Annotated in this window: 25 protein-coding genes; 9 read left to right on the forward strand and 16 right to left on the reverse strand. The window is 60.7% G+C overall.

Features of this window, described 5'->3' with window-relative positions:
• The first annotated feature begins 213 nt into the window (after window positions 1–213).
• The gene (locus GKKCFE_RS24400) at window positions 214–849 is read left to right on the forward strand and encodes a TetR/AcrR family transcriptional regulator (protein WP_274091167.1); all 636 of its coding nucleotides are present in this window, start codon (window positions 214–216) and stop codon (window positions 847–849) included.
• A gap of 8 nt (window positions 850–857) precedes the next feature.
• On the opposite strand, the gene GKKCFE_RS24405 is transcribed toward GKKCFE_RS24400, so the two are convergent.
• From GKKCFE_RS24405 to GKKCFE_RS24435, 7 genes are all read right to left on the reverse strand, one after another.
• The gene (locus tag GKKCFE_RS24405; protein ID WP_003177394.1) at window positions 858–1073 is read right to left on the reverse strand and encodes a TOBE domain-containing protein; all 216 of its coding nucleotides are present in this window, start codon (window positions 1071–1073) and stop codon (window positions 858–860) included.
• 25 nt (window positions 1074–1098) lie between these two features.
• On the reverse strand, window positions 1099–1905 hold the full coding sequence (gene ssuB, locus GKKCFE_RS24410; protein WP_107321383.1) for an aliphatic sulfonates ABC transporter ATP-binding protein: 807 nt from the start codon (window positions 1903–1905) through the stop codon (window positions 1099–1101).
• The gene (ssuC, locus tag GKKCFE_RS24415; protein ID WP_316912320.1) at window positions 1902–2684 is read right to left on the reverse strand and encodes an aliphatic sulfonate ABC transporter permease SsuC; all 783 of its coding nucleotides are present in this window, start codon (window positions 2682–2684) and stop codon (window positions 1902–1904) included. The genes ssuB and ssuC overlap by 4 nt, the downstream gene beginning before the upstream one ends.
• 7 nt (window positions 2685–2691) lie before the next feature.
• Entirely contained in the window at window positions 2692–3840 is a 1149-nt protein-coding gene (ssuD, locus tag GKKCFE_RS24420) for an FMNH2-dependent alkanesulfonate monooxygenase (protein ID WP_445577199.1), read from the reverse strand.
• Window positions 3841–3864: 24 nt separating this feature from the next.
• Window positions 3865–4830, reverse strand: a complete 966-nt coding sequence (locus tag GKKCFE_RS24425) for a sulfonate ABC transporter substrate-binding protein (protein WP_445577200.1) — start codon at window positions 4828–4830, stop codon at window positions 3865–3867.
• Window positions 4831–4920: 90 nt separating this feature from the next.
• Window positions 4921–5514 (reverse strand): NADPH-dependent FMN reductase, encoded by a 594-nt coding sequence (gene ssuE, locus GKKCFE_RS24430; protein WP_047226064.1) that lies wholly within the window; start codon window positions 5512–5514, stop codon window positions 4921–4923.
• A gap of 297 nt (window positions 5515–5811) precedes the next feature.
• Window positions 5812–6450 (reverse strand): peroxiredoxin, encoded by a 639-nt coding sequence (locus GKKCFE_RS24435; protein WP_003206652.1) that lies wholly within the window; start codon window positions 6448–6450, stop codon window positions 5812–5814.
• 333 nt (window positions 6451–6783) lie between these two features.
• Between GKKCFE_RS24435 and mntA the strand changes: the two genes are divergently transcribed.
• Together mntA and hepT are read left to right on the forward strand one after the other, a co-directional pair.
• On the forward strand, window positions 6784–7179 hold the full coding sequence (mntA, locus tag GKKCFE_RS24440) for a type VII toxin-antitoxin system MntA family adenylyltransferase antitoxin (RefSeq protein WP_445577201.1): 396 nt from the start codon (window positions 6784–6786) through the stop codon (window positions 7177–7179).
• Window positions 7169–7597 carry a type VII toxin-antitoxin system HepT family RNase toxin gene (gene hepT / locus GKKCFE_RS24445; RefSeq protein ID WP_139048917.1) on the forward strand — a complete coding sequence of 143 codons (429 nt, stop codon included), beginning with the start codon at window positions 7169–7171 and terminating at the stop codon, window positions 7595–7597. Before mntA ends, hepT begins: the two co-directional genes overlap by 11 nt.
• A gap of 94 nt (window positions 7598–7691) precedes the next feature.
• On the opposite strand, the gene GKKCFE_RS24450 is transcribed toward hepT, so the two are convergent.
• From GKKCFE_RS24450 to argE, 3 genes are all read right to left on the reverse strand, one after another.
• Window positions 7692–9002, reverse strand: a complete 1311-nt coding sequence (locus tag GKKCFE_RS24450) for an OprD family porin (RefSeq protein WP_139048916.1) — start codon at window positions 9000–9002, stop codon at window positions 7692–7694.
• A gap of 487 nt (window positions 9003–9489) precedes the next feature.
• Complete coding sequence (argA, locus tag GKKCFE_RS24455) at window positions 9490–10788, reverse strand: amino-acid N-acetyltransferase (RefSeq protein ID WP_047226067.1); 1299 nt, start codon at window positions 10786–10788, stop codon at window positions 9490–9492.
• 133 nt (window positions 10789–10921) lie between these two features.
• Entirely contained in the window at window positions 10922–12079 is a 1158-nt protein-coding gene (gene argE, locus GKKCFE_RS24460; RefSeq protein WP_047226068.1) for an acetylornithine deacetylase, read from the reverse strand.
• 204 nt (window positions 12080–12283) lie between these two features.
• Here argE and GKKCFE_RS24465 point away from each other — a divergent pair, with 204 nt between their 5' ends.
• The gene (locus GKKCFE_RS24465) at window positions 12284–13651 is read left to right on the forward strand and encodes a CYTH domain-containing protein (RefSeq protein ID WP_445577202.1); all 1368 of its coding nucleotides are present in this window, start codon (window positions 12284–12286) and stop codon (window positions 13649–13651) included.
• A 112-nt stretch (window positions 13652–13763) separates the two neighbouring features.
• Here GKKCFE_RS24465 and GKKCFE_RS24470 read toward each other — a convergent pair whose 3' ends face one another.
• The gene (locus tag GKKCFE_RS24470; protein WP_047226070.1) at window positions 13764–14234 is read right to left on the reverse strand and encodes an Lrp/AsnC family transcriptional regulator; all 471 of its coding nucleotides are present in this window, start codon (window positions 14232–14234) and stop codon (window positions 13764–13766) included.
• A gap of 125 nt (window positions 14235–14359) precedes the next feature.
• Between GKKCFE_RS24470 and GKKCFE_RS24475 the strand changes: the two genes are divergently transcribed.
• The 5 genes from GKKCFE_RS24475 (at window position 14360) to GKKCFE_RS24495 (ending at window position 18560) form a co-directional block, all read left to right on the forward strand.
• Window positions 14360–14692, forward strand: coding sequence for a hypothetical protein (locus GKKCFE_RS24475; protein ID WP_445577203.1), 333 nt, complete (start codon window positions 14360–14362; stop codon window positions 14690–14692).
• A gap of 144 nt (window positions 14693–14836) precedes the next feature.
• The gene (locus tag GKKCFE_RS24480) at window positions 14837–16621 is read left to right on the forward strand and encodes a GspE/PulE family protein (RefSeq protein ID WP_047226072.1); all 1785 of its coding nucleotides are present in this window, start codon (window positions 14837–14839) and stop codon (window positions 16619–16621) included.
• Between the two features lie 173 nt (window positions 16622–16794).
• Window positions 16795–17715, forward strand: coding sequence for an SPFH domain-containing protein (locus GKKCFE_RS24485; RefSeq protein ID WP_047226073.1), 921 nt, complete (start codon window positions 16795–16797; stop codon window positions 17713–17715).
• 9 nt (window positions 17716–17724) lie between these two features.
• A complete protein-coding gene (locus GKKCFE_RS24490) occupies window positions 17725–18174 on the forward strand; it encodes an NfeD family protein (RefSeq protein ID WP_047226074.1) in 450 nt (149 codons plus the stop codon).
• A 65-nt stretch (window positions 18175–18239) separates the two neighbouring features.
• Window positions 18240–18560, forward strand: a complete 321-nt coding sequence (locus GKKCFE_RS24495) for a DUF2388 domain-containing protein (RefSeq protein WP_171061308.1) — start codon at window positions 18240–18242, stop codon at window positions 18558–18560.
• Between the two features lie 175 nt (window positions 18561–18735).
• On the opposite strand, the gene gcvH is transcribed toward GKKCFE_RS24495, so the two are convergent.
• From gcvH to GKKCFE_RS24520, 5 genes are all read right to left on the reverse strand, one after another.
• Window positions 18736–19119, reverse strand: a complete 384-nt coding sequence (gene gcvH / locus GKKCFE_RS24500) for a glycine cleavage system protein GcvH (protein ID WP_139048913.1) — start codon at window positions 19117–19119, stop codon at window positions 18736–18738.
• A gap of 51 nt (window positions 19120–19170) precedes the next feature.
• On the reverse strand, window positions 19171–20253 hold the full coding sequence (gene gcvT / locus GKKCFE_RS24505) for a glycine cleavage system aminomethyltransferase GcvT (protein WP_445577204.1): 1083 nt from the start codon (window positions 20251–20253) through the stop codon (window positions 19171–19173).
• 150 nt (window positions 20254–20403) lie between these two features.
• On the reverse strand, window positions 20404–22020 hold the full coding sequence (locus GKKCFE_RS24510; protein WP_047226078.1) for an ABC transporter permease: 1617 nt from the start codon (window positions 22018–22020) through the stop codon (window positions 20404–20406).
• A 130-nt stretch (window positions 22021–22150) separates the two neighbouring features.
• Window positions 22151–23155, reverse strand: a complete 1005-nt coding sequence (locus tag GKKCFE_RS24515) for an extracellular solute-binding protein (protein ID WP_076383055.1) — start codon at window positions 23153–23155, stop codon at window positions 22151–22153.
• Window positions 23156–23398: 243 nt separating this feature from the next.
• Complete coding sequence (locus GKKCFE_RS24520) at window positions 23399–24616, reverse strand: 2-octaprenyl-3-methyl-6-methoxy-1,4-benzoquinol hydroxylase (protein WP_445578067.1); 1218 nt, start codon at window positions 24614–24616, stop codon at window positions 23399–23401.
• Window positions 24617–24675: the final 59 nt, after the last annotated feature.

Below are 24675 nucleotides of genomic sequence, written 5' to 3' on the forward strand. Positions count from 1 at the left end.
AGGCCTTCGAGGCTGCGGCGTTTTTTATGCCTTGGGGTGGATGGCCGCCTTCGGCGGATCGCGAGCAGGCTCGCTCCCACAGGGAACAGTGGTGAGCATGATTAACTGACCACCAAAGATCCAATGTGGGAGCGAGCCTGCTCGCGATGACGGCCTTGAAGACAATACAGAACCCGGCTCGTACAATGCCCGGCAGCCCCGCAGGAGACACCGATGACGCGCACCGCCACCCCTCGCAAGCCTCGCGCCCGCAGCCAGGCCCGGATCGACTCGATTCTCGATGCCGCCCGCACGCTGCTTGCTGCCGAAGGCGTGGCCAGCCTGTCGATCTACAGCGTCGCCGAACGCGCCGGGATTCCGCCCTCCTCGGTGTATCACTTCTTCGCCAGCGTCCCGGCCCTGCTGCAAGGGCTGACCGCCGACGTCCACGCGGCCTTTCGCGCCTGCCTGCAAGTGCCGATCGATCATGCGCGACTGAACCACTGGCACGACCTGTCGCGGCAGGTGGAGCAACGCATGCTGACCATCTACAGCCAGGACGCCGCCGCCCGCCAACTGATCCTGGCCCAACATGGCCTGACTGAAGTCATCCAGGCCGACCGTCAGCACGATCTCGAACTCGGCGAATTGTTGCACAAGCTCTTCGCTCGCCATTTCGAACTGCCGGCACTGCCCCATGACGTTGATGTGTTCGCCCTGGCCATGGAACTGGGCGACCGCGTCTACGCGCGCTCGGTGCAGCAACACGGCCAGATCACCCCGCGCATGGCCGAAGAAGGCATGCGGGTGTTCGATGCTTACCTGGGGTTGTATCTGCCGCCGTATTTGCCCAAGCGTGATGCCCCCTGAAACATCGCTCACAACTTGGCGATAGACACCTCCGTGGATTTGACGAAGGCGATCACTTCGCTGCCGATCGCCAGCTCCAGCTCCTTGACGGAACGAGTGGTGATGACCGAGGTGACAATACCCGAGGCAGTCTGTACGTCGATTTCCGACAGCACGTCGCCCTCGACGATTTCCTTGATGGTGCCTTTGAACTGGTTGCGTACGTTGATGGCTTTGATAGTCATGGTGTCGATTCCTGTCTGGATGAAGTTATTGCGCCCAACGCAGTTGCGTAGGCAAGGGTGAAATCGGTTCGGGCTCCGGCGGTTGGCCGGGCAAGGACAGCACGCGGTTGAGAACTTCGGTTTCCAGGCTCGCCAGCCGATGAGAGCCGCGAGCCCGTGGGCGTGGCAGGTCGATGGCCAAGTCGAGGCCGATCCGGCCGTCCTCGATCAGGATCACCCGGTCGGCGATGGCCACCGCCTCGCTGACGTCATGGGTCACCAGCAGCACGGTGAAGCCGTGTTGCTGCCACAGGCGCTCGATCAATTGCTGCATCTCGATCCGGGTCAGGGCGTCCAGCGCCCCCAAGGGTTCGTCGAGCAGCAACAGGCGTGGCTGATGAATCAGCGCGCGGGCCAGGGCCACCCGTTGTTTCTGTCCGCCAGACAGCGCCGCCGGCCACTCATGAGCGCGGTCGGCCAAACCGACGGCTTCCAGTGCTTGCAACGCCTGCGGGCGCCAGTTGCCCTTTAGCCCGAGGCCAACGTTGTCGATGATTTTTTTCCAGGGCAGCAAACGCGCCTCCTGGAACATCAACCGCGTGTCCTGTTGTGCGGCACTCAACGGTGCCGAACCCGCCAGTAATTGGCCGTCGGTGGGTTGATCGAGGCCAGCCAGCAAGCGCAGCAAAGTACTTTTGCCGCAGCCGCTGCGCCCGACCACTGCCACGAACTGCCCGGCCGGTATATGCAGGTCGATGTCACGCAGCACCTGGCGCGAACCGAAGTTTTTTTGCAATTTGCGCACGGCCAGCGGGATACCGCGCAGCAAGCGTGGAGGTTGTTGGGCGGTCATGCGGGACCTCCCTTGCTCACTTGATACGCCGGGTGCCAGCGCAGCCAGACCCGCTCAAGCCCGCGGGCGGCAAGGTCGGCCAGTTTGCCGAGCACGGCGTACAGAAGAATCGCCAGGACCACCACGTCTGTCTGCAGGAATTCCCGGGCATTCATCGCCAGATAACCGATGCCGGCACTGGCTGAAATGGTTTCCGCCACGATCAGCGTCAGCCACATGAAGCCCAACGCAAAGCGCACGCCCACCAGGATCGAAGGCAAGGCGCCGGGCAGGATCACTTGGCGAAACAGGCTGAAGCCGGACAAGCCGTAGCTGCGCGACATTTCCACCAGCGCCGGATCGACGTTACGAATCCCGTGGTAGGTGTTGAGGTAGATGGGGAACAGCGTGCCCAGCGCCACCAGGAAAATTTTCGCTGACTCATCGATGCCGAACCACAGGATCACCAGCGGAATCAGCGCCAGGTGCGGCACGTTACGCACCATCTGCACCGAGCTGTCCAACAGTCGCTCGCCCCATGTCGACAAACCGGTGATGAAACCCAGGGTCAGGCCGATGCCGCCGCCGATCAGGAAGCCCACCGCTGCGCGCCAACCGCTGATGGCCAAGTGCGTCCAGATTTCGCCGCTGCGCACCAGGTTGACCCCGGCTTCGATGACGGCCACGGGGGCCGGCAGGATCCGCGTGGACAACCAGCCTGCCGATACCGACAGTTGCCACACCGCCAGCGACAGCAGCGGCACCGCCCAGGGCGCCAGGTTGTGGATAATTTTCTTCATGGCCGCCTCAGCTCTGGGACGCGGCTTTGGGAAGAATGTCGTTGGCGACCATTTCACCAAACGGGCTCACATAGCCCTGGCTCTTCGGCAACTCCGGGCGCTCCACGTCCAGGTGTGGGAACAGCAGTTCCGCCACGCGATAGGACTCTTCCAGGTGTGGATAACCGGAGAAGATAAAGGTGTCGATACCCAGGTCGGCGTACTCCTTGACCCGGGCCGCCACGGTCGGGCCATCGCCCACCAACGCCGTTCCGGCGCCGCCGCGCACCAGGCCGACACCGGCCCACAGGTTGGGGCTGACTTCCAGCTTGTCGCGTCGGCCGCCATGCAACGCGGCCATACGTTGCTGGCCCACCGAATCGAAACGCGCCAGGGAGGCCTGGGCACGGGCAATGGTGTCGTCGTCCAGGTGGGAGATCAGCCGGTCGGCCGCTCGCCAGGCTTCGGCGTTGGTTTCACGCACGATCACATGCAGGCGGATGCCGAAGCGCACGGTACGGCCAAGCGTCGCGGCCTTGGCCCGCACTTGTTCGATTTTTTGCGCGACGGCTGCGGGCGGCTCACCCCAGGTCAGCACCATTTCCACCTGTTCGGCCGCAAGATCCTGGGCAGCTTCCGACGAGCCGCCGAAATACAGCGGCGGACGCGGTTGCTGAATCGGCGGATAGAGCAGCTTGGCGCCCTTCACACTGATGTGCTCACCTTCATAATCCACGGTTTCGCCTTCCAGCACCCGGCGCCAGATGCGGGTGAATTCCACCGACGCCTGGTAGCGTTGCTCGTGGTCCAGGAACAGGCCGTCGCCAGCCAGTTCGTCCGGGTCGCCGCCGGTCACCAGGTTGAACAGCGCACGTCCACCGGACAACCGGTCGAGCGTCGCGGCCTGGCGCGCCGCCACCGTCGGGGAAATGATCCCGGGGCGCAGGGCGACGAGGAACTTCAGGCGCTGGGTCACCGGAATCAACGAAGCGGCCACTAGCCAGGAGTCCTCGCAGGAACGTCCGGTAGGAATCAGCACACCGCCGAAACCCAGTCGATCCGCCGCCTGGGCTACCTGCTGCAGGTAGCCGTGATCGACGGCGCGGGCGCCTTCAGCAGTGCCAAGGTAATGGCCATCGCCGTGGGTGGGCAGGAACCAGAAAATATTGAGGCTCATGGAGTGGTCTCCTAAGGGATCGAATTACTGCGCTTTCGCAACGGCCGCCGGCGGCGTCCAGATCACGTCCTTGATGCTCAAGGGTTTGGGGATCAATTTGAGCTGGTAGAAGCGGTCAGCGATTTTCTGCTGCGCCGCCACCACTTCCGGCGTGAGGAACAACGCCCCGTAGCCTTGGCGTTTCACCGCCGTCAGGGTGATGTCCGCAGGCAGGCCGAGCAGCGGCGCTACCTGCTGGGTCACCTCTTCAGGGTTGGCCTTGGACCACTCCCCCACCGCGCGCACTTCTTCCACCAGCGTCGTGATGACCTGGGGATTTTTTTGCGCATAGGGTTTGGTGGCGAGGTAGAACTGGTGGTTATCGACGATGCCTTTGCCGTCACGCAGGGTGCGTGCCTGCAACTGTTGCTCAGCGGCCGCCTGATACGGGTCCCAGATCACCCAGGCGTCCACGCTGCTACGTTCGAACGCCGCACGGGCATCGGCCGGCGGTAGGAAAACGGTCTGGATATCGGCGTACTTGAGGCCTGCATCTTCGAGTGCCCGGACCAGCAGGTAGTGGACGTTGGAGCCTTTGTTCAGCGCGACTTTCTTGCCCTTGAGGTCCTGCACCGACTGGATGGGCGAGCCCTTGGGCACCAGGATCGCCTCGCTGTCAGGCGCGGGCGGCTCGTAAGCAACATAAAGCAGGTCAGCGCCGGCCGCCTGGGCGAATACCGGAGGGGTTTCGCCGGTCACACCAAAATCGATGGAGCCGACGTTCAAGCCTTCAAGCAGTTGGGGGCCGCCGGGAAACTCGGTCCATTGCACGTCCACGCCCTGGGCGGCGAGGCGCTTTTCCAAAGTACCCTTGGCCTTGAGCAGCACCAACGTGCCGTATTTTTGGTAACCGATCCGAAGGGTCTCGGCTTGAACCTGGGTGATGGCGCCGAAGGACACAGCCGCAGCAAACAGAGCGACCAGCCCGCGACGCAAAATGACAGTGCGCATGGCGCCTCTCCTTTTGCTGTGGGGTTTTGGCTGCACCTGCTTGGCCGTTGGCGGCTGAGTAAGGTGAAGTTGAATCAGTGATGTATCGGGTCAGATGCTCCAGCGAGCACTCAATAGGCGTTCATTCAATACGCTGGGGTCCAGCGGCTTTGGCCGGCGAGCCATGGCGCTGTAGAACTGCTCCAGCGCTTCGCTCAGGCGCGCTTGCAGGGCCGGGGCCAACTGCGCCTGGGCACTGCCTTCGCCATAAGCGATCTGGCTGTCTTCGGCGAAAATCCCATGGAGCATTTCCTGGGCCTTGAGCGCCGACAGCACCGGCTTGAGGGCGTAATCCACCGCCAGCATATGGGCGATGCTGCCGCCCGTGGCCATGGGCAATACCACCTTATGGGCCAGGGCACGTTCCGGCAGAAGGTCCAGCACTGTCTTCAAAGCACCGGAAAAAGACGCCTTGTAGACCGGCGTGGCGATCAACAGCCCGTCGGCGTTTTCGATCTGGGCGAGGAGGTCCACCACCTTGGGGCTGCCGAAGCGGGCATGGAGCAAATCCTCGGCGGGAAAATCCCGCACCTGATAGCTCACCACTTCCACCCCCTGTTGCTGCAACCAACGTTGTGAGCGCTCCAGCAGCACTCCTGAACGGGAGCGCTGGCTAGGACTGCCGCCGAGCGAGACAACCAACATACCAACCATTCCTTAACTGTCACGTGCGATGCGCAGTGGGCGATCTCGCGGGATGGAGCAAACCATAACAGCCGGTTTATATACCTTTAAATCATATTTTTTCATTTGTTTATTCGATAAAGAGATATAAACATCAAGACGTAAAAAAGGCCGTCGGAACGGCCAAACCCCTTAGTGCACAGAGATCCTCTTTGTGGGAGCGAGCCTGCTCGCGATGGCGGCGGATCTGCCGGCGGCGATGTCGACTGATAGACCACTATCGCGAGCAGGCTCGCTCCCACAGGTTCAGGTTTTGCGTCAGCGATTGGGCTGCGGAGTGAGGCGCAGGTAAGGTTTTACCGCGCGGTAACCCTTGGGAAAGCGCTGCTTGAGTTCTTCCTCATCCTTGAGCGATGGCACGATTACCACTTCATCGCCGTCCTGCCAGTTGGCCGGTGTGGCCACCTTGTAGTTGTCGGTCAGTTGCAATGAGTCGATCACCCGCAGGATCTCGTTGAAATTGCGCCCGGTGCTGGCCGGGTACGTGATAGTCAGGCGGATTTTCTTGTTTGGATCGATCACGAACAGGGAGCGCACGGTCAGCGTGTCACTGGCGTTGGGGTGGATCAGGTCATACAGGTCCGACACCTTGCGGTCGGCGTCGGCCAGGATCGGGAAATTGACCACCGCATTCTGAGTTTCGTTGATGTCCTCGATCCACTTGTGGTGCGAGTCCACCGGGTCTACCGAGAGAGCAATGGCCTTGACTCCACGTTTGGCGAACTCGTCCTTGAGCTTGGCGGTCAGGCCCAGTTCGGTGGTGCACACCGGTGTGAAATCCGCCGGATGGGAAAACAGCACGCCCCAGCTATCGCCGAGCCACTCGTGGAAGCGAATCTTGCCGGCGCTGGAATCCTGTTCGAAATCGGGGGCGATGTCGCCGAGTCTGAGGCTCATGGTGCGGCTCCTGATGGTTTTTGTGAGTCCAAACTGTGCACCGGTTTTGATTGCTTTAAAAAGAATCAATATCCATTTATCTAGATCAATAGCGAATATAAAAAACTGTTCACTGGCGGCTTCGGGCCTAGCCGCTCATGATTATTTCGAGGTTTCGAGAAGGCCTCGAGTTGCTGAAAGAAGAGAAGGTTCGGAGAAGGCTACAGGGGTGGGCCTGATCCGAAGACGCAAAAGCCCCGCCCGGCGTGCTGCCGGGCGGGGCTTTTTTTGTTTTGTACCCACACTGCGGAAATTATTGACGCGATTTCAGGACGAGCGGCTAGGATAGGCAGCATGAACATTCAAGCCTTGCTGATTCATCTGCAAAACCATCTTCCTGGACTGCTGGCGGTTTACCTGTTCGGTAGCCATGCACAGGGCACCGCCGGGCCTGACAGTGATGTCGATATTGCTGTGCTTTTGTCCGGCGAAGTCGATCCTGTGTCGTTGTGGCAGCTTTCAGGTGACTTGGCGGATATCGCGGGCAGTCCGGTGGATCTGATTGATTTACGCGGGGCAACAACCGTCATGCAATACCAGATCGTGACCCGAGGCCAGAGGCTTTGGGCCAGAGACGTACAGGCGGGTTTGTTCGAGTGTTTTATCCTCAGCGAAAAAACCGCTCTCGATGAGGCTCGGGCGGGATTGCTCAAGGATATTCAGGAAGAAGGCAGCGTGTATGGCCGATGACGTACTGATCAATAAAGCAGCGAGTATCGAGCGTTGCGTCGCCAGGGTACGGGAGGAGTACGAGAAAGATCCCGCTACGTTTGCCACCGATTTCACTCGCCAGGATTCGGCAGTCCTGAACATCCAGCGTGCGTGCGAAGCGGCACTGGATATGGGACAGCATTTGATTCGACGTGAGCGATTGGGTGTCCCGCAAAGTGCCCGCGATACATTCGAGTTGCTTTTTCAAGGAGGCTGGGTGGAAGAAGGTCTGGTGAAAAACCTGAAGAACATGGTGGGTTTCAGGAATATCGCCGTGCATGACTACCAAGCCCTGCAATTGCCGATCATGGTTGCGATCATTACCGGACATCTGGACGATTTTCTGGCATTCAGTGCGTTCATCCTGCGTAAAGATGCGACGGAGTCTGCACGATAGCGAAGGGACCGCTTAAAAATCCTCCCGCCTCCCCAGAAACGCAAAAGCCCCGCCCGGCGTGCTGCCGGGCGGGGCTTTTTTACTTCGCTACGTCTTACATGAAGTTGTAAGTGTAGTTGAAGATCAGGCGAGTTTGATCCCGGTCGGCGAGACCGGTACCGCTGCCACGGTAGGAACCGTGACGCACAGTGGTACCGAAACCTTTCAGAGGACCTTGCTGGACAACGTAGTCCAGGCGCAAGTCACGCTCCCATTCCGAGGAGTCGCTGCCGCCCGAGGCGGATTTGATGTCGTCACCATGGAGGTAAGAGATCGAGGCTTTCAGGCCCGGGGCACCCAGCGAAGCGAAGTCATAGGAGTACTGACCGAAGGTCGTGTTCTCGCCTGCGCGGACAAACTGGTGGATCATGCTGTCGGTGAACAGGTAGAAGCTCGCACCACCGGCCCCTTCGTTAGCCAGACTGCCTTGGTTCATGTAGACAAAACCACCGTCATCACCGACTTGCTGATGGCCCAACAGGAAGGCACTGCCACCCAGGGTATAGGTGAACATGGCGCTCCAGGTTTTGTTATCGACCTCACCGGGGTTCTTGGCATAACCACCGTTGTTGCTGAACTCGTAACCCGCCTCACCGTTACGACCATCCGAGCTGCTGTCGAAGTAACGCAGGTCAGTCTTGAACGATTGGTTTTCGCTGATCGGAAAAACGTGTACCGCGCCCAGGAAGTGCTGCTTGTAATAGTCCTGCAGGTTGGCGTAGTAGTACTGCAGGGTCAGGTCCTTGGTGACCTTCCAGTCGGCACCGCCGTAACGGAACTGGTTGCTCTCCTGGGTACCCCCGTCCACTGCCAGACCAGTGCTGTTGCTTGATGCACGGCCCGTGGCATGCTCCAGCTGACCGGCGTTGAAAGTTACACCGTCGATCTCCTTGGAGGTGATGGTGCCACCTTCAAAGGTCTGTGGCAGGAGACGAGCATCGTTCGCGATCAGGATCGGCAGGTTAGGCGCCAATGCACCACCTACATGAGCCTCGGTCTTCGAGAAGAGCGCTTTCACATTAGCTGACAGACGGCTCCAGTTATGCACGGCCGAACCATCGGTGTCGCTTGGAACAAAAGAATTGTTATTGGGGTGGTGACCTTTGCCGCCATCCAGATGTATACCTACCAGCGCCTGGGCATCAATACCAAAACCCACGACCCCTTGGGTGAAGCCAGACTTGTAGTCGAACTTCAGGCCAGTGGCCGTCTCACGTTGGTCGGCACCGCCTTCGCGGTGATCGTTATCGAAGTACATTGTACGAGAACTGACAGACGCCTTGCTGTCCTCGATAAAACCCGCGGCGCCTGCCTGCTGCGCCAGAACCCCAACGGCCACAGCCAGGGCCAAGGTGGACTTGTTCATGCTTCGCTCCTCTCGTTTTCTAATTCTTGTGTGTCTTTGGTTCCGGGTCGAACGCCCGGAATCCGCGGATGCGTGATTAGCGCCAGACCGTGACTGGCAAGTCAATCGTAAGCATTTGTGATTACGACCATCGTCTAACCCCGCGACACCGGCCCGCAGAATAATGGTTTGTTTATAAATCTAAAAAGAATTGTTTCATAAGTTTTCAGCTCATTTGGAAATATCACCGCCATCAAAGCGTCATCCAACCGTGACATGGCATATCGGCCAGTCTGTGAATTACTGAATATTTTTATTGATAGCGATTCTGCACTGTGGCGATCGTGGGAAACGCAGCCGGCTTCCATGCATTCCAAGTGCAGCACTCATGGACAAAACAGCGTAGCTGCGATCTTGATGGATTCCAGCCTGACGGATCATTGTCTGGAATCAAGAAGGTCGCAGCTACGCGGTTCGCTCCGATGTGCGGCTCCCCCAGGCAGGGCGCCTAGAGGGCTTTTTCGAAGATTTTCGAGTTGCGCTGATAGTTGTACAGCGATGCCCGCGCCGCTGGCAGGCGCTCGACACTGCTGGGCTCAAAGCCCCGCTCGCGGAACCAATGGGCCGTACGGGTGGTGAGTACGAAGAGCGTCTTGAGCCCTTTGGCCCGAGCCCGGGTTTCGATCCGCTCCAGCAGCTCATCGCCACGACCGCCGTGGCGGTATTCCGGATTCACCGCCAGGCACGCCAGCTCCCCGGCATCCGAATCGGCGATCTGGTAAAGCGCCGCGCAGGCGATGATCATGCCTTCGCGTTCGACCACGCTGAACTGCTCAATCTCACGCTCCAGCACTTCGCGGGAACGACGCACCAGAATCCCCTGTTCTTCCAGCGGGCTGATCAGGTCCAGCAAACCGCCGACATCCTCGATGGCCGCTTCGCGCACCACCTCGAATTGTTCCTGGGCCACCAGCGTACCGCTGCCATCGCGGGTAAACAGTTCGGCCAGCAACGCACCGTCTTCGACGTAGCTGACGATATGACTGCGCGCCACACCGCCGCGACAGGCCTGGGCCGCCGCATCCAGCAGCTCGGCCTGATAGTCGCTGCCCAGCCGTTGCATGTGGGCCGGGACCTGTTGCGGGCGCAACTCGCGCACTAAACGACCGTCTTCGCCGATCAGCCCCTGCTCGGCACCGAACAGCAGCAGTTTGTCGGCTGCCAGGTCGATGGCCGCCCGGGTCGCCACGTCTTCGCAGGCGAGGTTGAAAATCTCCCCGGTCGGTGAATAGCCCAATGGTGACAGCAGGACGATGGAGCGTTCGTCCAGCAGGCGATTGATGCCCTTGCGATCGACCCGACGGACTTCGCCGGTGTGGTGATAATCCACGCCTTCCAGTACGCCGATGGGCCGTGCCGTCACCAGGTTGCCGCTGGCGACCCGCAGGCGCGAACCCTGCATCGGCGAGGACGCCATGTCCATCGACAGGCGCGCTTCAATGGCGATGCGCAGCTGGCCGACAGCGTCGATCACGCATTCCAGGGTTGCAGCGTCGGTGATGCGCATACCGTGGTGGTAATGGGGCGTCAGGCCCCGCGCGGCGAGGCGGGTTTCGATCTGTGGACGCGAACCATGAACCAGCACCAGACGCACGCCAAGGCTGTGCAGCAACACCAGGTCGTGGACGATGTTGCCGAAGTTCGGATGTTCCACACCATCGCCGGGCAGCATGACGATGAAGGTGCAATCGCGGTGGGCGTTGATGTAGGGCGAAGCGTGACGAAGCCAATTGACGTATTCGGGCATGAACCTGGGCCTGTAAATAAATAGCAGCCGAAAAAAGACGAAACGGAACGCACAGCGGGCTGATGGTTATCGTCGGAACAGGCTTGGCGACACGCGCGCTCTCCTCATGAATACGGGCCCGGATGTGGGCAATTTAGCCGGCCGTGGCCGGTGTCAGGCAGTAATGTTCGATCAGTTGCCGCAATAGCTGCACGGTAGGTTGCAAACGTGACATTTCAAGGTACTCGCCCGGTTGGTGGGCACAGGCGATATCGCCGGGGCCAAGTACCAGGGTTTCGCAGCCAAGACGCTGAAGATAAGGCGCTTCGGTGCCAAACGCCACTGCTTCGGCACGATGGCCGGTGAGTCGCTCGGCCACTCGCACCAGTTCGCAGTCTTCGGCCTGCTCGAAGGGGGGCACCTCGGGGAACAGCGGTGCGTAGTCGATCTTGACTTTATGGCGCTCGGCGATGGGATTGAGCTTCTGCTGGATCGCCGCCCGCAAGACATTCGGGTCCATGCCGGGCAATGGCCGCAGGTCGAACTCCATGGAGCACTGGCCGCAAATCCGGTTGGGGTTGTCGCCACCGTGGATGCAGCCGAAATTCAGGGTTGGCTGTGGCACGGTGAATTGCGGGTTACGAAATTCGCGCTGCCATTGCAGACGCAGGCCACGCAACTCGCCCATAGCGTCGTGCATCGCTTCAAGGGCGCTGTGACCCAGGCTCGGGTCGGAGGAATGACCGCTGCGCCCGAGGATGTCGATGCGCTCCATCATGATGCCTTTGTGCATCCGAATCGGCTTGAGTCCGGTCGGCTCGCCGATCACCGCCGCACGCCCCAACGGCCTTCCGGCATCGGCCAGGGCACGGGCGCCGGCCATGGAGCTTTCTTCGTCGCAAGTGGCCAGGATCAGCAAGGGCTGCTTGAACGGTTGCTCCAGCAAGGGCTTGACCGCTTCGATGGCCAGGGCGAAAAAACCCTTCATGTCGCAACTGCCCAGGCCAACCCAACGACCATCGACCTCGGTGAGCTTCAGCGGATCGGTCTGCCACAACTGGCCGTCGAACGGCACCGTGTCGCTGTGTCCGGCCAGTACCAGGCCTCCGGGACCGCTGCCGAAACTGGCCAGCAAATTGAACTTGCCGGGGCTGACCTGCTGGATATCGCAGGAGAACCCCAGATCGGCGAGCCAGCCCGCCAACAGCTCGATCACGGCGCTGTTGGACTGGTCCAGCCCAGGTTGGGTACAACTGACCGAAGGCGCGGCGATCAGGGCAGCGAACTGATCTTTCAGGGTGGGCAAAGGCATCGCTGGCTCCGGACTTACAAATTGATGTCCATCATAGAACCATCTTGCGCGAGTGTCCTGTCTCACCAAAAAGGAACAGTATTGGTGAGACAGGACACTCCCATAACCGCCGCGGCGCGTAGAACGGATGAGTCCTGTACACTGCACGGCCTTGGCAGCCACACCTTCCCCCGGCTGCGCACCCGATCCCTGGATTTTCCGGCCATGCAGAAAGAAACCGAAATCAAACTCCGCGTCAGCCGCGAGACCCTGGCAGCCTTGCGCGAGCACCCATTGCTCAAGAAACGCAACAAAAGCGGCTGGGAACGCCACGAACTGATGAACCAGTATTTCGACACGCCAGAGCGTGACCTGGCCGGGGCCAAGGTCGCCCTGCGCCTGCGTCGCGACGGCGAAGAGGTGATCCAGACCCTCAAGACTCGCGGCCAGAGCATCGCCGGCCTGTCCGAGCGCAACGAGTACGACTGGCACCTGCCCAAAGCCAAGCTCGACCTGAAGAAACTCGATGGCGAATGCTGGCCAGAGGCGTTGGCCGAACTGGACAAGAAAACCCTCAAGGCCATCTTCACCACCGATTTCGTGCGTGAACGCGCGGAAATCGCCTGGGGCCGCGGCAAAAGCAAAGTGGTCATCGAGGCCGCGCTGGACCTGGGCCACGTCGTGGTCGGCAAGCAGAAGGAAGAAATCTGCGAGCTGGAGCTGGAATTGCGCGAAGGTGAACCCGCTGCCCTGCTGGAACTGGCCGCCGAGCTGGCCGCGACCCTGCCCTTGATGCCGTGTGATATCAGCAAGGCCGAGCGTGGTTATCGCCTGCATGATGCGAACAGCTATGCCCTGAGTCTGCCGGCCCCGCAATTGACCGCCGAGATGCCACTCGATGATGCCTTTGCCACGCTGAGTTGGCATTTGCTGAGCAGCAGCCAGCGTCTGGCCGAACAGTATCGTTTTAACGGCCACTGGCGCCTGCTGCAGGACTGGGTGGAAAACCTGGCCGAATTGCGCGCCCTGCTCAGCAGCCTCGGCCAGGCCGCACCACGCCAATCAACGCATGACTTGCGCGTCGCCCTGGACGCACTGCTGGAAGACTGGCGCCCGTTGGTCCAGGCCGGCCTGGATGACGAAGACGTGCGCAAGGCCGCGCCGGAACAGTTCCTTGAAGAGCTGCAAGACCCGCGCTGGGGCCAATTCTCCCTCAACACTTCACGCTGGCTGCTGGCCCGCAGCTGGGCCGCCGAGCGCAACACCCGCGGCAATCGCCAGGGTGCCGCCCAACTGGCTAGCTGGCTACCGCGCCTGCTGGGCGAAGAGTCCTCGTCGCTGCAACTGCAACGCTATCAGCAACAGCCGGAAGACCTGGCCGAACAACTGCCGCGCATCGAACGCATCCAGGCCTGGCTGCACCACGCCCGCCATGTGCTGGAAATCCCGGAAATGGACCGCCTCTACGGTGAGCTGAACAAACTGGCGCAACTGGCCAACGAACCGATTACCGAAGAAGCCCTGGACGCGCGCAAGCAACAGGCGATCGCGGTTTATCAGAATCGGGCCTGGAAGACTTTGTTGCGCCTGTAACATCGCCATCGCGAGCGGGCTCGCTCCCACAGTGGATCTTCGGCGAACAGAGATCCCATGCGGGAGCGAGCCTGCTCGCGATGGGGGCAGCACAAACACCGCAAAAACAAGCTCAGCGCACCACCGGCAAACTCGTCGTCGATTTGATCTCCGACAGCGCCACAATCGAGTTCACTTCCTGGATCCCCGGCACCATCGACAGCTTTTCGAAAAAGAAACGCTCATACGCCTCGATGTCCGCCGTGACGATGCGCAGCAGGAAATCCACCGATCCCATCAGCACGTAGCATTCCAGCACCTCGGGGAAGCCGCGAATGGCTTCGGTGAACTCGGTGAAGTTCGAACGTCCGTGCGCGTTGAGTTTGATTTCGGCGAATATCTGCGTGTTCAGGCCGATTTTCTTGCGATCAAGCAAGGTTACCTGACCGCGAATAATCCCCTCCTCCTTCATCCGTTGAATCCGCCGCCAGCAGGGTGATTGGGACAAGCCCACCTGTTCGGCGATCTGCGCGCTGGACAGCGAAGCATCCTCTTGCAACAGCGCCAGGATCCTGCGGTCGTAGCCGTCCAACTCTCCGTGCATAAATAAACCTCTTCTAGACTTAATCCTGAATCATACGATTCACCAGATCTGAATAATCATTCATATTAGATAAGAAATACCCCGTCGCGCATGTAAATATTTCTCCACATCCACGGAGACTGTCCATGCCCTCTCTCGAAGCCGTCACCCCCAACCGACCCGATGTCTGGCACGCCCAGAACGGCCATTGTCGCGCCCACTACTATCTGCGGGCCGAAGCCGAACCGGATCTGCTGTGCCGGGCGCTGAATCTGTTTGCCTTGCAAGGCCTGACACCCCGGCAGGTCCACGTCGAACGCCACGCCGATCTGCTGTCGATGGAGATCCTCATGGACGGGTTGAGCTGGCACCGTGCCCAAGTGCTCGCTGAAAAATTACGTAACCTGATCAGCGTGTGTTCCGTGGACCTGCAAGACGCTGACAATGCGCGCCTTGAGCCGGCCCAGGCGGCAGGCTGAACGGCTGCCGGCAAGAATTCGAAACGCATTGGTCGGGTAGTGGCCCAACGGTCCATAGTGTCGGGACTATTCTTTTGCAGACCGAGCGAGGACGCCGAAGCGTCTGTATCGCGGCTTTGCTGCAATTGTCCAATAGGAACCCGCATGTCCACCAAACACGCCACTCAGGACCGCTGGCTGGACCTCAATGATCTGCTGCGCCAATTGGTCGCCCAGGGCTTCATCAGCCAGGACTGCGCCGAAACCGCACTCAATGCGCGCCGGCGCCATAGCGCCAGCGCCCAGCTGCACCCACTGGAGTTCATCGCCAACCAGCATCTGGACGATCTCAGCCGCCCCGGCAAGCGCCTGGACCTGGAAAGCCTGACCCTCTGGCTGTCGCAACAGGCCGGCCAGCCCTACCTGCGCATCGACCCGCTGAAAATCAACGTGGCGGCCGTCACGCCGCTGATGTCCTACGCCTTTGCCCAGCGCCACAAGATTCTCGCGGTGGCTGTGGACCGCGACGCGGTCACGGTGGCCAGCGCCCAGCCTTACGTCAGCAGTTGGGAAGCGGACCTGACCCATGTACTCAAGCTGCCGATCCAGAGGGTCGTTGCCAACCCGGTGGATATCCAGCGCCTGAGCGTGGAGTTCTATCGCCTGGCCAAATCGGTCAGCGGCGCCACTACGGTCGACCAGCAACCGAGCAACCTGAGCAACTTCGAACAACTGCTCAACCTGGGCGCCAGCGATCAGGAGCCGGACGCCAACGACGCCCATATCGTCAACATTGTCGACTGGCTGTTCCAATACGCCTTCCAGCAACGGGCCAGCGATATCCACATCGAACCGCGTCGCGAGCAGGGCACGGTGCGCTTTCGCATCGACGGGGTGCTGCACACCGTCTATCAGTTCCCGCCGCAGGTGACGATGGCGATCATCAGTCGCCTCAAGAGCCTGGGGCGGATGAACGTCGCGGAAAAGCGCAAGCCCCAGGACGGCCGGGTCAAGACCAAGACTCCGGACGGTGGCGAAGTGGAATTGCGCCTGTCGACGCTGCCCACGGCGTTTGGCGAAAAAATGGTCATGCGGATCTTCGATCCCGAAGTACTGCTCAAGGACTTCGACCAGCTCGGCTTCTCCGCCGATGACCTGCGCCGCTGGCAAGACATGACCCGTCAGCCCAACGGCATCATCCTGGTGACCGGCCCGACCGGTTCGGGCAAGACCACCACCCTCTACACCACCCTCAAGAAGCTGGCCACGCCAGAGGTAAACCTTTGCACCATCGAGGACCCGATTGAAATGGTCGAGGCGTCCTTCAACCAGATGCAGGTGCAGCACAACATCGACCTGACCTTCGCCGCCGGCGTGCGTGCGTTGATGCGGCAAGACCCGGACATCATCATGATCGGCGAGATCCGCGATCTGGAAACCGCTGAAATGGCGATCCAGGCGGCGCTCACCGGACACCTCGTCCTCTCGACCCTGCACACCAACGATGCACCGAGCGCCATCAGTCGCTTGCTGGAGCTAGGCGTGCCCCATTACCTGATCAAGGCCACGGTGCTCGGCGTCATGGCCCAGCGCCTGGTACGCACGCTGTGCCCGCACTGCAAGGCCCCTCTGACCCTGGATGAAGACGATTGGCAGACCCTGACACGCCCCTGGCAGGCCCCGTTGCCGGCCAATGCCCAACAGGCCGTCGGCTGCCTGGAATGCCGTGACACCGGCTATCGCGGCCGCGCCGGGGTCTACGAAATCATGCAACTGACCGACAGCGTCAAAGGCTTGATTCACCCCGACACCGACCTGCTGGCGGTGCGTCGCCAGGCATTCAAGGAAGGGATGCGCAGCTTGCGGTTATCGGGCGCACAAAAAGTCGCCGCAGGGCTGACGACCGTTGAGGAGGTCCTGCGCGTGACGCCGCAGAGCGAGCAGAAGTAGCTGTGGGGAGAGGCTGTGGGAGCAAGGCTGCCCGCGATGAAAATGGCGCGGTCTCCCAAGGAAGCAAGGCGCCTGCATCGCGAGCAAGCTTTGCTCCCTCTGAGTGATGACAATGGCCGTTTGCCCTACACTCAGGGCGCGCAAGTCATTTTCAATCAGAACAGGGAACAGTCATGCAGATCGGTAGCGTACTTTTACTTTTTATCGGCCTCGTGGTCGCCATTCTATTCATGGGCTTCAAGGTCGTGCCCCAGGGCTACCAATGGACTGTCGAACGGTTCGGCCGCTACACCAACACCCTCAAGCCCGGCTTGAACATCATCATCCCAGTGATGGATCGCATCGGCCGCAAGATCAATGTCATGGAAAGCGTACTGGACATCCCACCTCAGGAAGTCATTACCGCCGACAACGCCACGGTACAGATCGACGCAGTGTGCTTCTTCCAAGTGGTCAATACCGCCCAGGCTGCCTACGAGGTCAACAACCTCGAGCACGCGATCCGCAATCTGCTGCAAACCAATATCCGCACCGTGTTGGGGTCCATGGAGCTGGACGCGATGCTGAGCCAGCGTGATGGCATCAATGAAAAACTGCTGCGCACTGTCGATGAAGCTACAGCACCGTGGGGCATCAAGATCACCCGGATCGAGATCAAGGACATCAGCCCACCGGCCGACCTGATGGCCGCCATGTCAGGGCAGATGAAAGCCGAACGCATCAAGCGTGCCCAAATCCTGGAAGCCGAGGGCTTGCGAGCGTCGGCGATTCTCACCGCCGAGGGCAAGAAGCAGGCGCAGATCCTCGAGGCAGAGGGCAGCCGCCAGGCCGCGTTCCTGGAGTCCGAGGCCCGCGAGCGTCAAGCGCAAGCCGAAGCGCTGGCCACCCAGGTGGTATCCCAGGCAATCGCAGACGGCAACGTCCAGGCCGTGAACTACTTCGTCGCGCAAAAATACATTGATGCGCTGGGCCGCCTGGCGTCGGCCAACAACAGCAAAGTGATCCTGATGCCGCTGGAAGCCAGTCAGGTCATCGGAGCGGTTGGCGGCATCGGTGAGATCGTCAAGGCCACCTTCGACAGCAAGAAAGCCTGAGGCGCCAATATGTGGGTGTTCCTGCAACAACTATCGTACTGGGACTGGCTGGCGCTGGGCGTCATCCTGCTGATCCTCGAAGTGTTTGGCGCCGGCGGCTACCTGCTGTGGATCGGCATAGCCGCCGCCGCGGTCGGCGTGCTCACGTTCATCCTGCCGCAGATGCCGTGGGAAATGCAGTTCCTGTTGTTCGGCCTTTTCGCCATCGCGACAGCACTGTACTGGTGGCGACGCCAGCGCAGCGCAGTGCGCCAAAGCGATCAACCGCTCCTGAACCTGCGCGGGCAGGAACTGATCGGCAAGGTCTTTCAGATTCATGAAGCGATTATCGATGGACGCGGCAAGATCAAGGTGGCGGACAGTGTCTGGCTGGCCAAGGGGCCCGAGTCGCCCGTGGGCACGCGGGTCAGGGTGGTGGCACAGGAAGGCGCGGTGCTGCTGGTAGAACGGGCTGACTGAGACGTCATGGAACTCAATCGAGGGGTTGGTTATCCAAAGTCATAGTTAACCCAGTGGAGTCACCTATCATGCGTCTCAAACTTGCTGTCGCGACCTTGGCCTTGCTCGCTCTTCCTGTCGGCTCGGCAATGGCCGACACGTTTTGGCGTAACGTCATCTCGTCCGGTGCAACCACCGGTTCCACCTACCTGACTTTCAAGGATAACAAGCTGATCGTCGCCGCTCAGGACGACGCCGGCAGCTTCGTTGCCAGCGACGGCGGTATCCGTGGTCCATACCTGGAAGCTGCAATGCAGAAAGTCCGTGCCGACAACCCGGGCCTGCAGGCCACCGACATGGAGCTGGCCAACGCGATCCTGGCGAAAAACGCCGTCGCCCAGGACTGATTCCAGACCGATGAAAAATGCCGCTCGATTGAGCGGCATTTTTTGCCTGGCAATTCTCTCCAAGGCACTTAAAACCTGTGGGAGCGAGCCTGCCCGCGATGGCGGTGGATCAGTGGCAACCATATTGACTGACCCACAGCCATCGCGAGCAGGCTCGCTCCCACAGGTTTGTTGCTTATTCGCCAATAGCAGCCTTGTAGCCTGCCGCATCAAGCAGCTTGTCCAGCTCAGCCTTGTCGCTTGGCTTGAGCTTGAAGATCCAGGCCCCGTATGGATCGGAGTTCAGCAGTTCCGGTGAACCGCCCAGGTCTTCGTTGATTGCGATCACTTCGCCACTGATCGGCGAGTAGATGTCGGAAGCGGCTTTTACCGACTCCACCACACCGGCCTGGTCACCCGCGGAATAAACCTTACCGACCTCGGTCAGCTCGACAAACACCACATCACCCAGAGCTTCCTGCGCATGATCGCTGATGCCCACGGTGACCGTACCGTCAGCTTCCAGACGCGCCCACTCATGGCTTTCGGCAAAACGCAGTTCGGCAGGGATATCACTCATATTCTGTGTCCTCAAGAGAAGTGTCAGCGGTCAGCGGCCCGCCGCAAAAGGTTAAATCAGGGTTTTGCCATGGCGGACGAAGGTCGGCTTGACCACTCGTACCGGGTACCACTTACCACGAATTTCCACCTCGGCACGATCGGCGGTGGCCATCGGAACGCGTGCCAAGGCAATTGACTTGCTAAGCGTAGGAGAAAAACTACCACTGGTGATCTCCCCTTCGCCAACATCGGCGATGCGGACCACCTGATGAGCGCGCAGAACGCCGCGTTCTTCCAGCACCAGGCCCACCAGCTTTTGCTGTACACCGCCGGCCAGCTCGGCTTCCAGAGCACTGCGCCCGATGAACTGACGGCTCGCCGGTTCCCAGGCGATGCTCCAGGCCATGTTCGAGGCCAGCGGAGAAACGTCCTGGTGGATGTCCTGGCCATACAGGTTCATGCCAGCTTCCAGACGCAAGGTATCGCGAGCGCCAAGGCCGATGGGAGAAATGCCGGCGCCCACCAGATCATTGAAAAAACTCGGGGCTTCGTGGGCAGGCAGGACGATTTCCAGGCCATCTTCGCCAGTGTAGCCGGTACGGGCGATGAACCAGTCACCGTCGGCACGGCCTTCGAAAGGCTTGAGTTGCTGGATCAGTTGGCCGCGCGATTGCGAAAGCAGTTCGGCAATCTTGTGCCGGGCCTGGGGGCCCTGGATCGCCAGCATTGCCAGTTCGGGGCGTTCAAGCAGGTGCACATCGTATTCACCGAGTTGCGCCTGCATCCAGGCCAGGTCCTGATCGCGGGTCGAGGCGTTGAAGACCAGCCGATAGCCGTGCTCGACCCGATAAATGATCATGTCGTCGACGATGCCGCCGCGCTCGTTAAGCATGGTGCTGTACAAGGCACGTCCCGTGTCCTGCAAGCGATCGACATCGTTGGCCAGCAAGCGCTGCAACCAGACCTTGGCCTGGGGACCGGCGACATCGATAACGGTCATGTGGGATACATCGAACACACCGCAGTCGCGACGCACCTGATGGTGCTCCTCAACCTGCGAGCCGTAATGCAAAGGCATATCCCAACCGCCAAAATCGACCATCTTCGCGCCGAGGGCGAGATGAAGGTCATACAGAGGCGTACGCTGTCCCATGGGTGTCTCCTTCCGGGCTTGGCGAAGGTGCGGACGAGCACTGCACAGCGTGAACGCCAAAAACGTTTTCAGACGCTATCAGTTGCCCGGTCCGACAGACGGACCGCACCGAATGCCGCGCATTGTAGCCGCATGATGTAGGACTGACACCTAGCTGTTTCGATGGGCCGAGCGTCGTATCAATCCGATGACCGGCAACAACCCCACCAGCACCAGGGTCAGCGCCGGTAACGCGGCCCGGGCCCACTCCCCTTCACTGGTCATTTCAAAGATCCGTACCGCCAGCGTGTCCCAGCCGAACGGGCGCATCAGCAGGGTCGCGGGCATTTCCTTGAGCACATCGACGAACACCAGCAACGCCGCACTCAAGGTGCCCGGCAACAGCAACGGCAGATACACTTTGAAAAACAGTCGCGGCCCACTGACCCCAAGGCTGCGTGCTGCTTCAGGCAAAGAAGGACGGATTCGCGCGAGGCTGCTTTCCAGTGGACCGTAGGCCACGGCCAAAAAGCGCACCAGATAGGCCAGCAGCAGGGCCGACAGGCTGCCCAACAGCAACGGTTTGCCGGCACCGCCAAGTAGCGTTGACAGGGGGATGACCAGTTCGCGGTCCAAATAACTGAAGGCAAGCATGATCGATACCGCCAGCACCGAACCGGGCAAGGCGTAGCCCAGGTTCGCCAGGCCGACACCGGCGCGAATGGGACGGGTCGGCGCCAGGCGTCGAGCGAAGGCCAACAGCAAGGCGACGCAAACGGTGACCAGTGCCGCGAGCCCACCCAGATAGAGGGTATGGACGATCAGCCCGGCATAACGCTCATCCAGATCGAACCGGCCGCGCTGCCAGAACCACACCAGCAGTTGCAGCATCGGAATAACAAATGCGCAGGCAAACACCAGGGCGCACCAGCCGCTGGCCGCCACCGCCTTGAGACCGCGCAAGTGATAAAGCGCCTTGACCCGGGGTCGCTCGTTGCTCGCCCGCTGGGCGCCTCGGGCGCGGCGTTCGCCGTAAAGCACCAGCATCACCGCCAGCAGCAACAGGCTGGCCAGTTGCGCGGCGCTGGAGAGGCTGAAGAAGCCGTACCAGGTTTTGTAGATGGCCGTGGTGAAGGTGTCGAAGTTGAACACCGACACCGCGCCGAAATCCGCCAGGGTTTCCATCAACGCCAGCGCCACGCCAGCACCAATGGCCGGTCGGGCCACCGGCAACGCCACTCGCCAGAACGCCTGCCACGGCGACTGCCCGAGCACCCGGGCCGCTTCCATCAATCCCTTGCCTTGGGCCAGGAACGCACTTCGCGCCAGCAAATAAACGTAAGGGTAAAAGACCAGGACCAGCACCAGGATCACTCCGCCGGTGGAGCGTACCCGGGGCAGGCGCAGGTTGCTGCCGAACCATTCGCGCATCAATGTCTGCACCGGACCGGCAAAGTCCAGCAGGCCCACGAAGACAAACGCCAGCACGTAGGCCGGAATCGCAAACGGCAACATCAACGCCCAGTCGAGCCAGCGTCGCCCGGGGAACTCACACAGGCTGGTGAGCCAGGCAAGGCTGACGCCCAGCAACGTTACACCAACACCCACACCGACGATCAGCGTCAGGGTGTTGCCCAACAAGCGTGGCATCTGGGTATCCCACAGGTGGGACCAGATTTGCTGATCGATGTTTTGCCAGGACAGCAGCAGGACGCTCAAGGGCAACAGCACCAGCGCGGCGATAGCAAAAACCAGAGGGTACCAGCGGCGTTGGACGGGGTGGGTCAAGGGGGAATCTCGGGGCAGTCAGCAAACGCCTATTAAACCGCAAAAAAAAAGATCGCAGCCTGCGCCACCTTCTACATTGGAACGCGATCCCCTGTAGAAGCTGTCGCAGGCTGCGATCTTGAGTGCTTTTTTAGTTCCAGCCAGCGCGATCCATCAAGCGGATAGCTTCGGCCTGGCGTTTACCCGCCACTTCAACCGGCAGGGTGTCAGCCTTGAACTTGCCCCAGGCGGCGACTTCCTTGGAAGGCTCCACGTTCGGATTGGCCGGGAACTCCTGGTTCACGTCGGCAAAGATGTTCTGGGCTTCGGGCGTGGTCATCCACTCCACCAGTTTCTTCGCGGCTTCCGGGTGCGGTGCGTATTTGGTCAGGCCGATGCCCGAGAGATTGATGTGCACGCCACGGTCGGCCTGGTTCGGCCAGAACAGCTTGACCTTCAGGTCCGGCTTCTGCTGGTGCAGGCGACCAAAGTAGTAAGTGTTGACGATACCGACGTCGCACTGCCCGGCATTGATGGCTTCAAGCAGTGCCGTGTCATCGGAGAACACATCGGTGGACAGGTTCTTGACCCAGCCCTTGATGATTTCTTCGGTTTTTTCCGCGCCGTGGGTTTCGATCAGGGTGGCGGTCAGGGACTGGTTGTAGACCTTCTTCGAGGTGCGCAGGCACAGGCGGCCTTCCCACTCTTTACCCGCCAGGGCTTCATAGGTGGTCAGTTCGCTCGGTTTGACCCGGTCGGTGGAGTAAACAATGGTCCGCGCCCGCAGGCTCAGGCCGGTCCAGGCATGGGAAGACGCGCGGTATTGGGCCGGGATGTTGGCGTCGATCACCTTGGAAGTGAACGGTTGGAGAATCCCCATCTGCTCGGCCTGCCAGAGGTTGCCGGCGTCGACGGTCAGCAACAGATCCGCGGTGGCGTTTTCACCCTCGGCCTTGATCCGCTGCATCAATGGCGCTTCCTTGTCGGTGATGAACTTCACCGAGACGCCCGTCTTTTTGGTGTAGGCATCGAAAACCGGCTTGATCAGCTCATCGATACGCGAGGAGTAGACCACTACCTCATCGGCAGCCTGGGCGGCGGTAGCGCCGATCAGGGTCAAGGCGAGGACGGACAGCAGACGCTTGGGTGCCAACATGGGAGCGGTCTCTCGATTGTTATAAGTGCGCGAATGATAAGGACTCACATTTGCCTTCTCAATCGAACAGTGTCCAGACACGTTTCAAAATGTTGCAACTATGAGAGGTGCTGTGTTTTTGCGTCCGCCATCGCGGGCAAGCCGTGCTCCCACAAAAGCTCCGTCCCACATTGCCCCTGTGGAAGCAAGAGCTTGTGGGAGCAAGGCTTGCCCGCGATAGGGCCATAAGCCCCAACCCATCTCTCAGACCTTGGCCAAATCCGGCAAATCCCCGGTCAACCCCAACGCCTCACGTACGAACAACGCCTTGGCCTCGGGCAGACCGTCCACCAGTTTCAGCCCGGTATTACGCAGCCAACGCACCGGCAACGGATTGGCCTGGAACAGCCGCTCAAACCCTTCCATCGCGGCCATCAGCGCCAGGTTATGGGGCATGCGTCGGCGTTCGTAGCGGCTCAGTACCTTCACGTACGCCAGCCGTTCACCGCGCCCGGCCGCCTGCAACAGCACTTCGGCCAGGACGGCGGCATCCAGGAAACCCAGGTTCACCCCCTGTCCGGCCAGCGGATGGATGGTGTGGGCCGCATCGCCGATCAGCGCCAGCCCTTCGGCCACGTAGCGCTTGGCATGGCGCTGGCGCAGCGGTACGCACAAGCGCGAATCGGCGCTCAGCACCGTCCCCAGTTGACCTTCGAAGGCCCGCTCCAGCTCGTTGCAGAAATCCGCTTCCTCAAGTGCCATCAACCGCTGTGCCTCGCCAGGGGTGGTGGACCAGACGATCGAGCACCAATCGTGCAGGCCGTCGCGCTCCAGAGGCAGGAATGCCAAGGGACCGTTATCGGTAAAGCGCTGCCATGCGGTCATCCGATGAGGCCGGGCGCTGCGCACACTGGTTACGATGGCGTGGTGCAGGTAATCCCATTCCCGGGTCGCAACCCCCGTCAAGCGACGCACGGCGGAGTTCGCACCGTCGGCGGCGATCACCAGCGGTGCCCGCAGGGTGCGGCCATCGGCCAGGGTCAGCAACCAGTCATCGCCGGAGCGGCGCATCTGCTCAAGCCGCGCGTTGGCCAGCAGACCCAGATCGCAGTCATGCAGGCGGTCCAACAGGGCATCCTGCACAACGCGGTTTTCGACGATGTGCCCCAGGACCTCGGCATGCAGGCTGGCCGCCGAGAAGTGGATCTGCCCGGTGCCGCTGCCGTCCCAGACGTGCATGTCGGTATAAGGACTGGCGCGCCGGGCGATAATGCCGTCCCAGACCCCAAGACGATCAAGTATCCGCTGGCTCGCCGCCGACAAGGCACTGACCCGGGGTTCGAAGGCAGCCTGGGGATCGAAGGGTTTGACGCTCATCGGGCTGCCGTCGAGCAACAACACTTGCAGGCCACTGCCCTGCAACGCCAGCGCCAGGGCGCTGCCGACCATTCCGGCGCCGACAATCAGCAGATCTGCACGCAATTCCATGCTTTAAGCCTGTTGTGCTGGCGACATGAGTCGCCCATGAGAAAAATGATCGA

This window comes from Pseudomonas sp. E141, assembly GCF_052659885.1.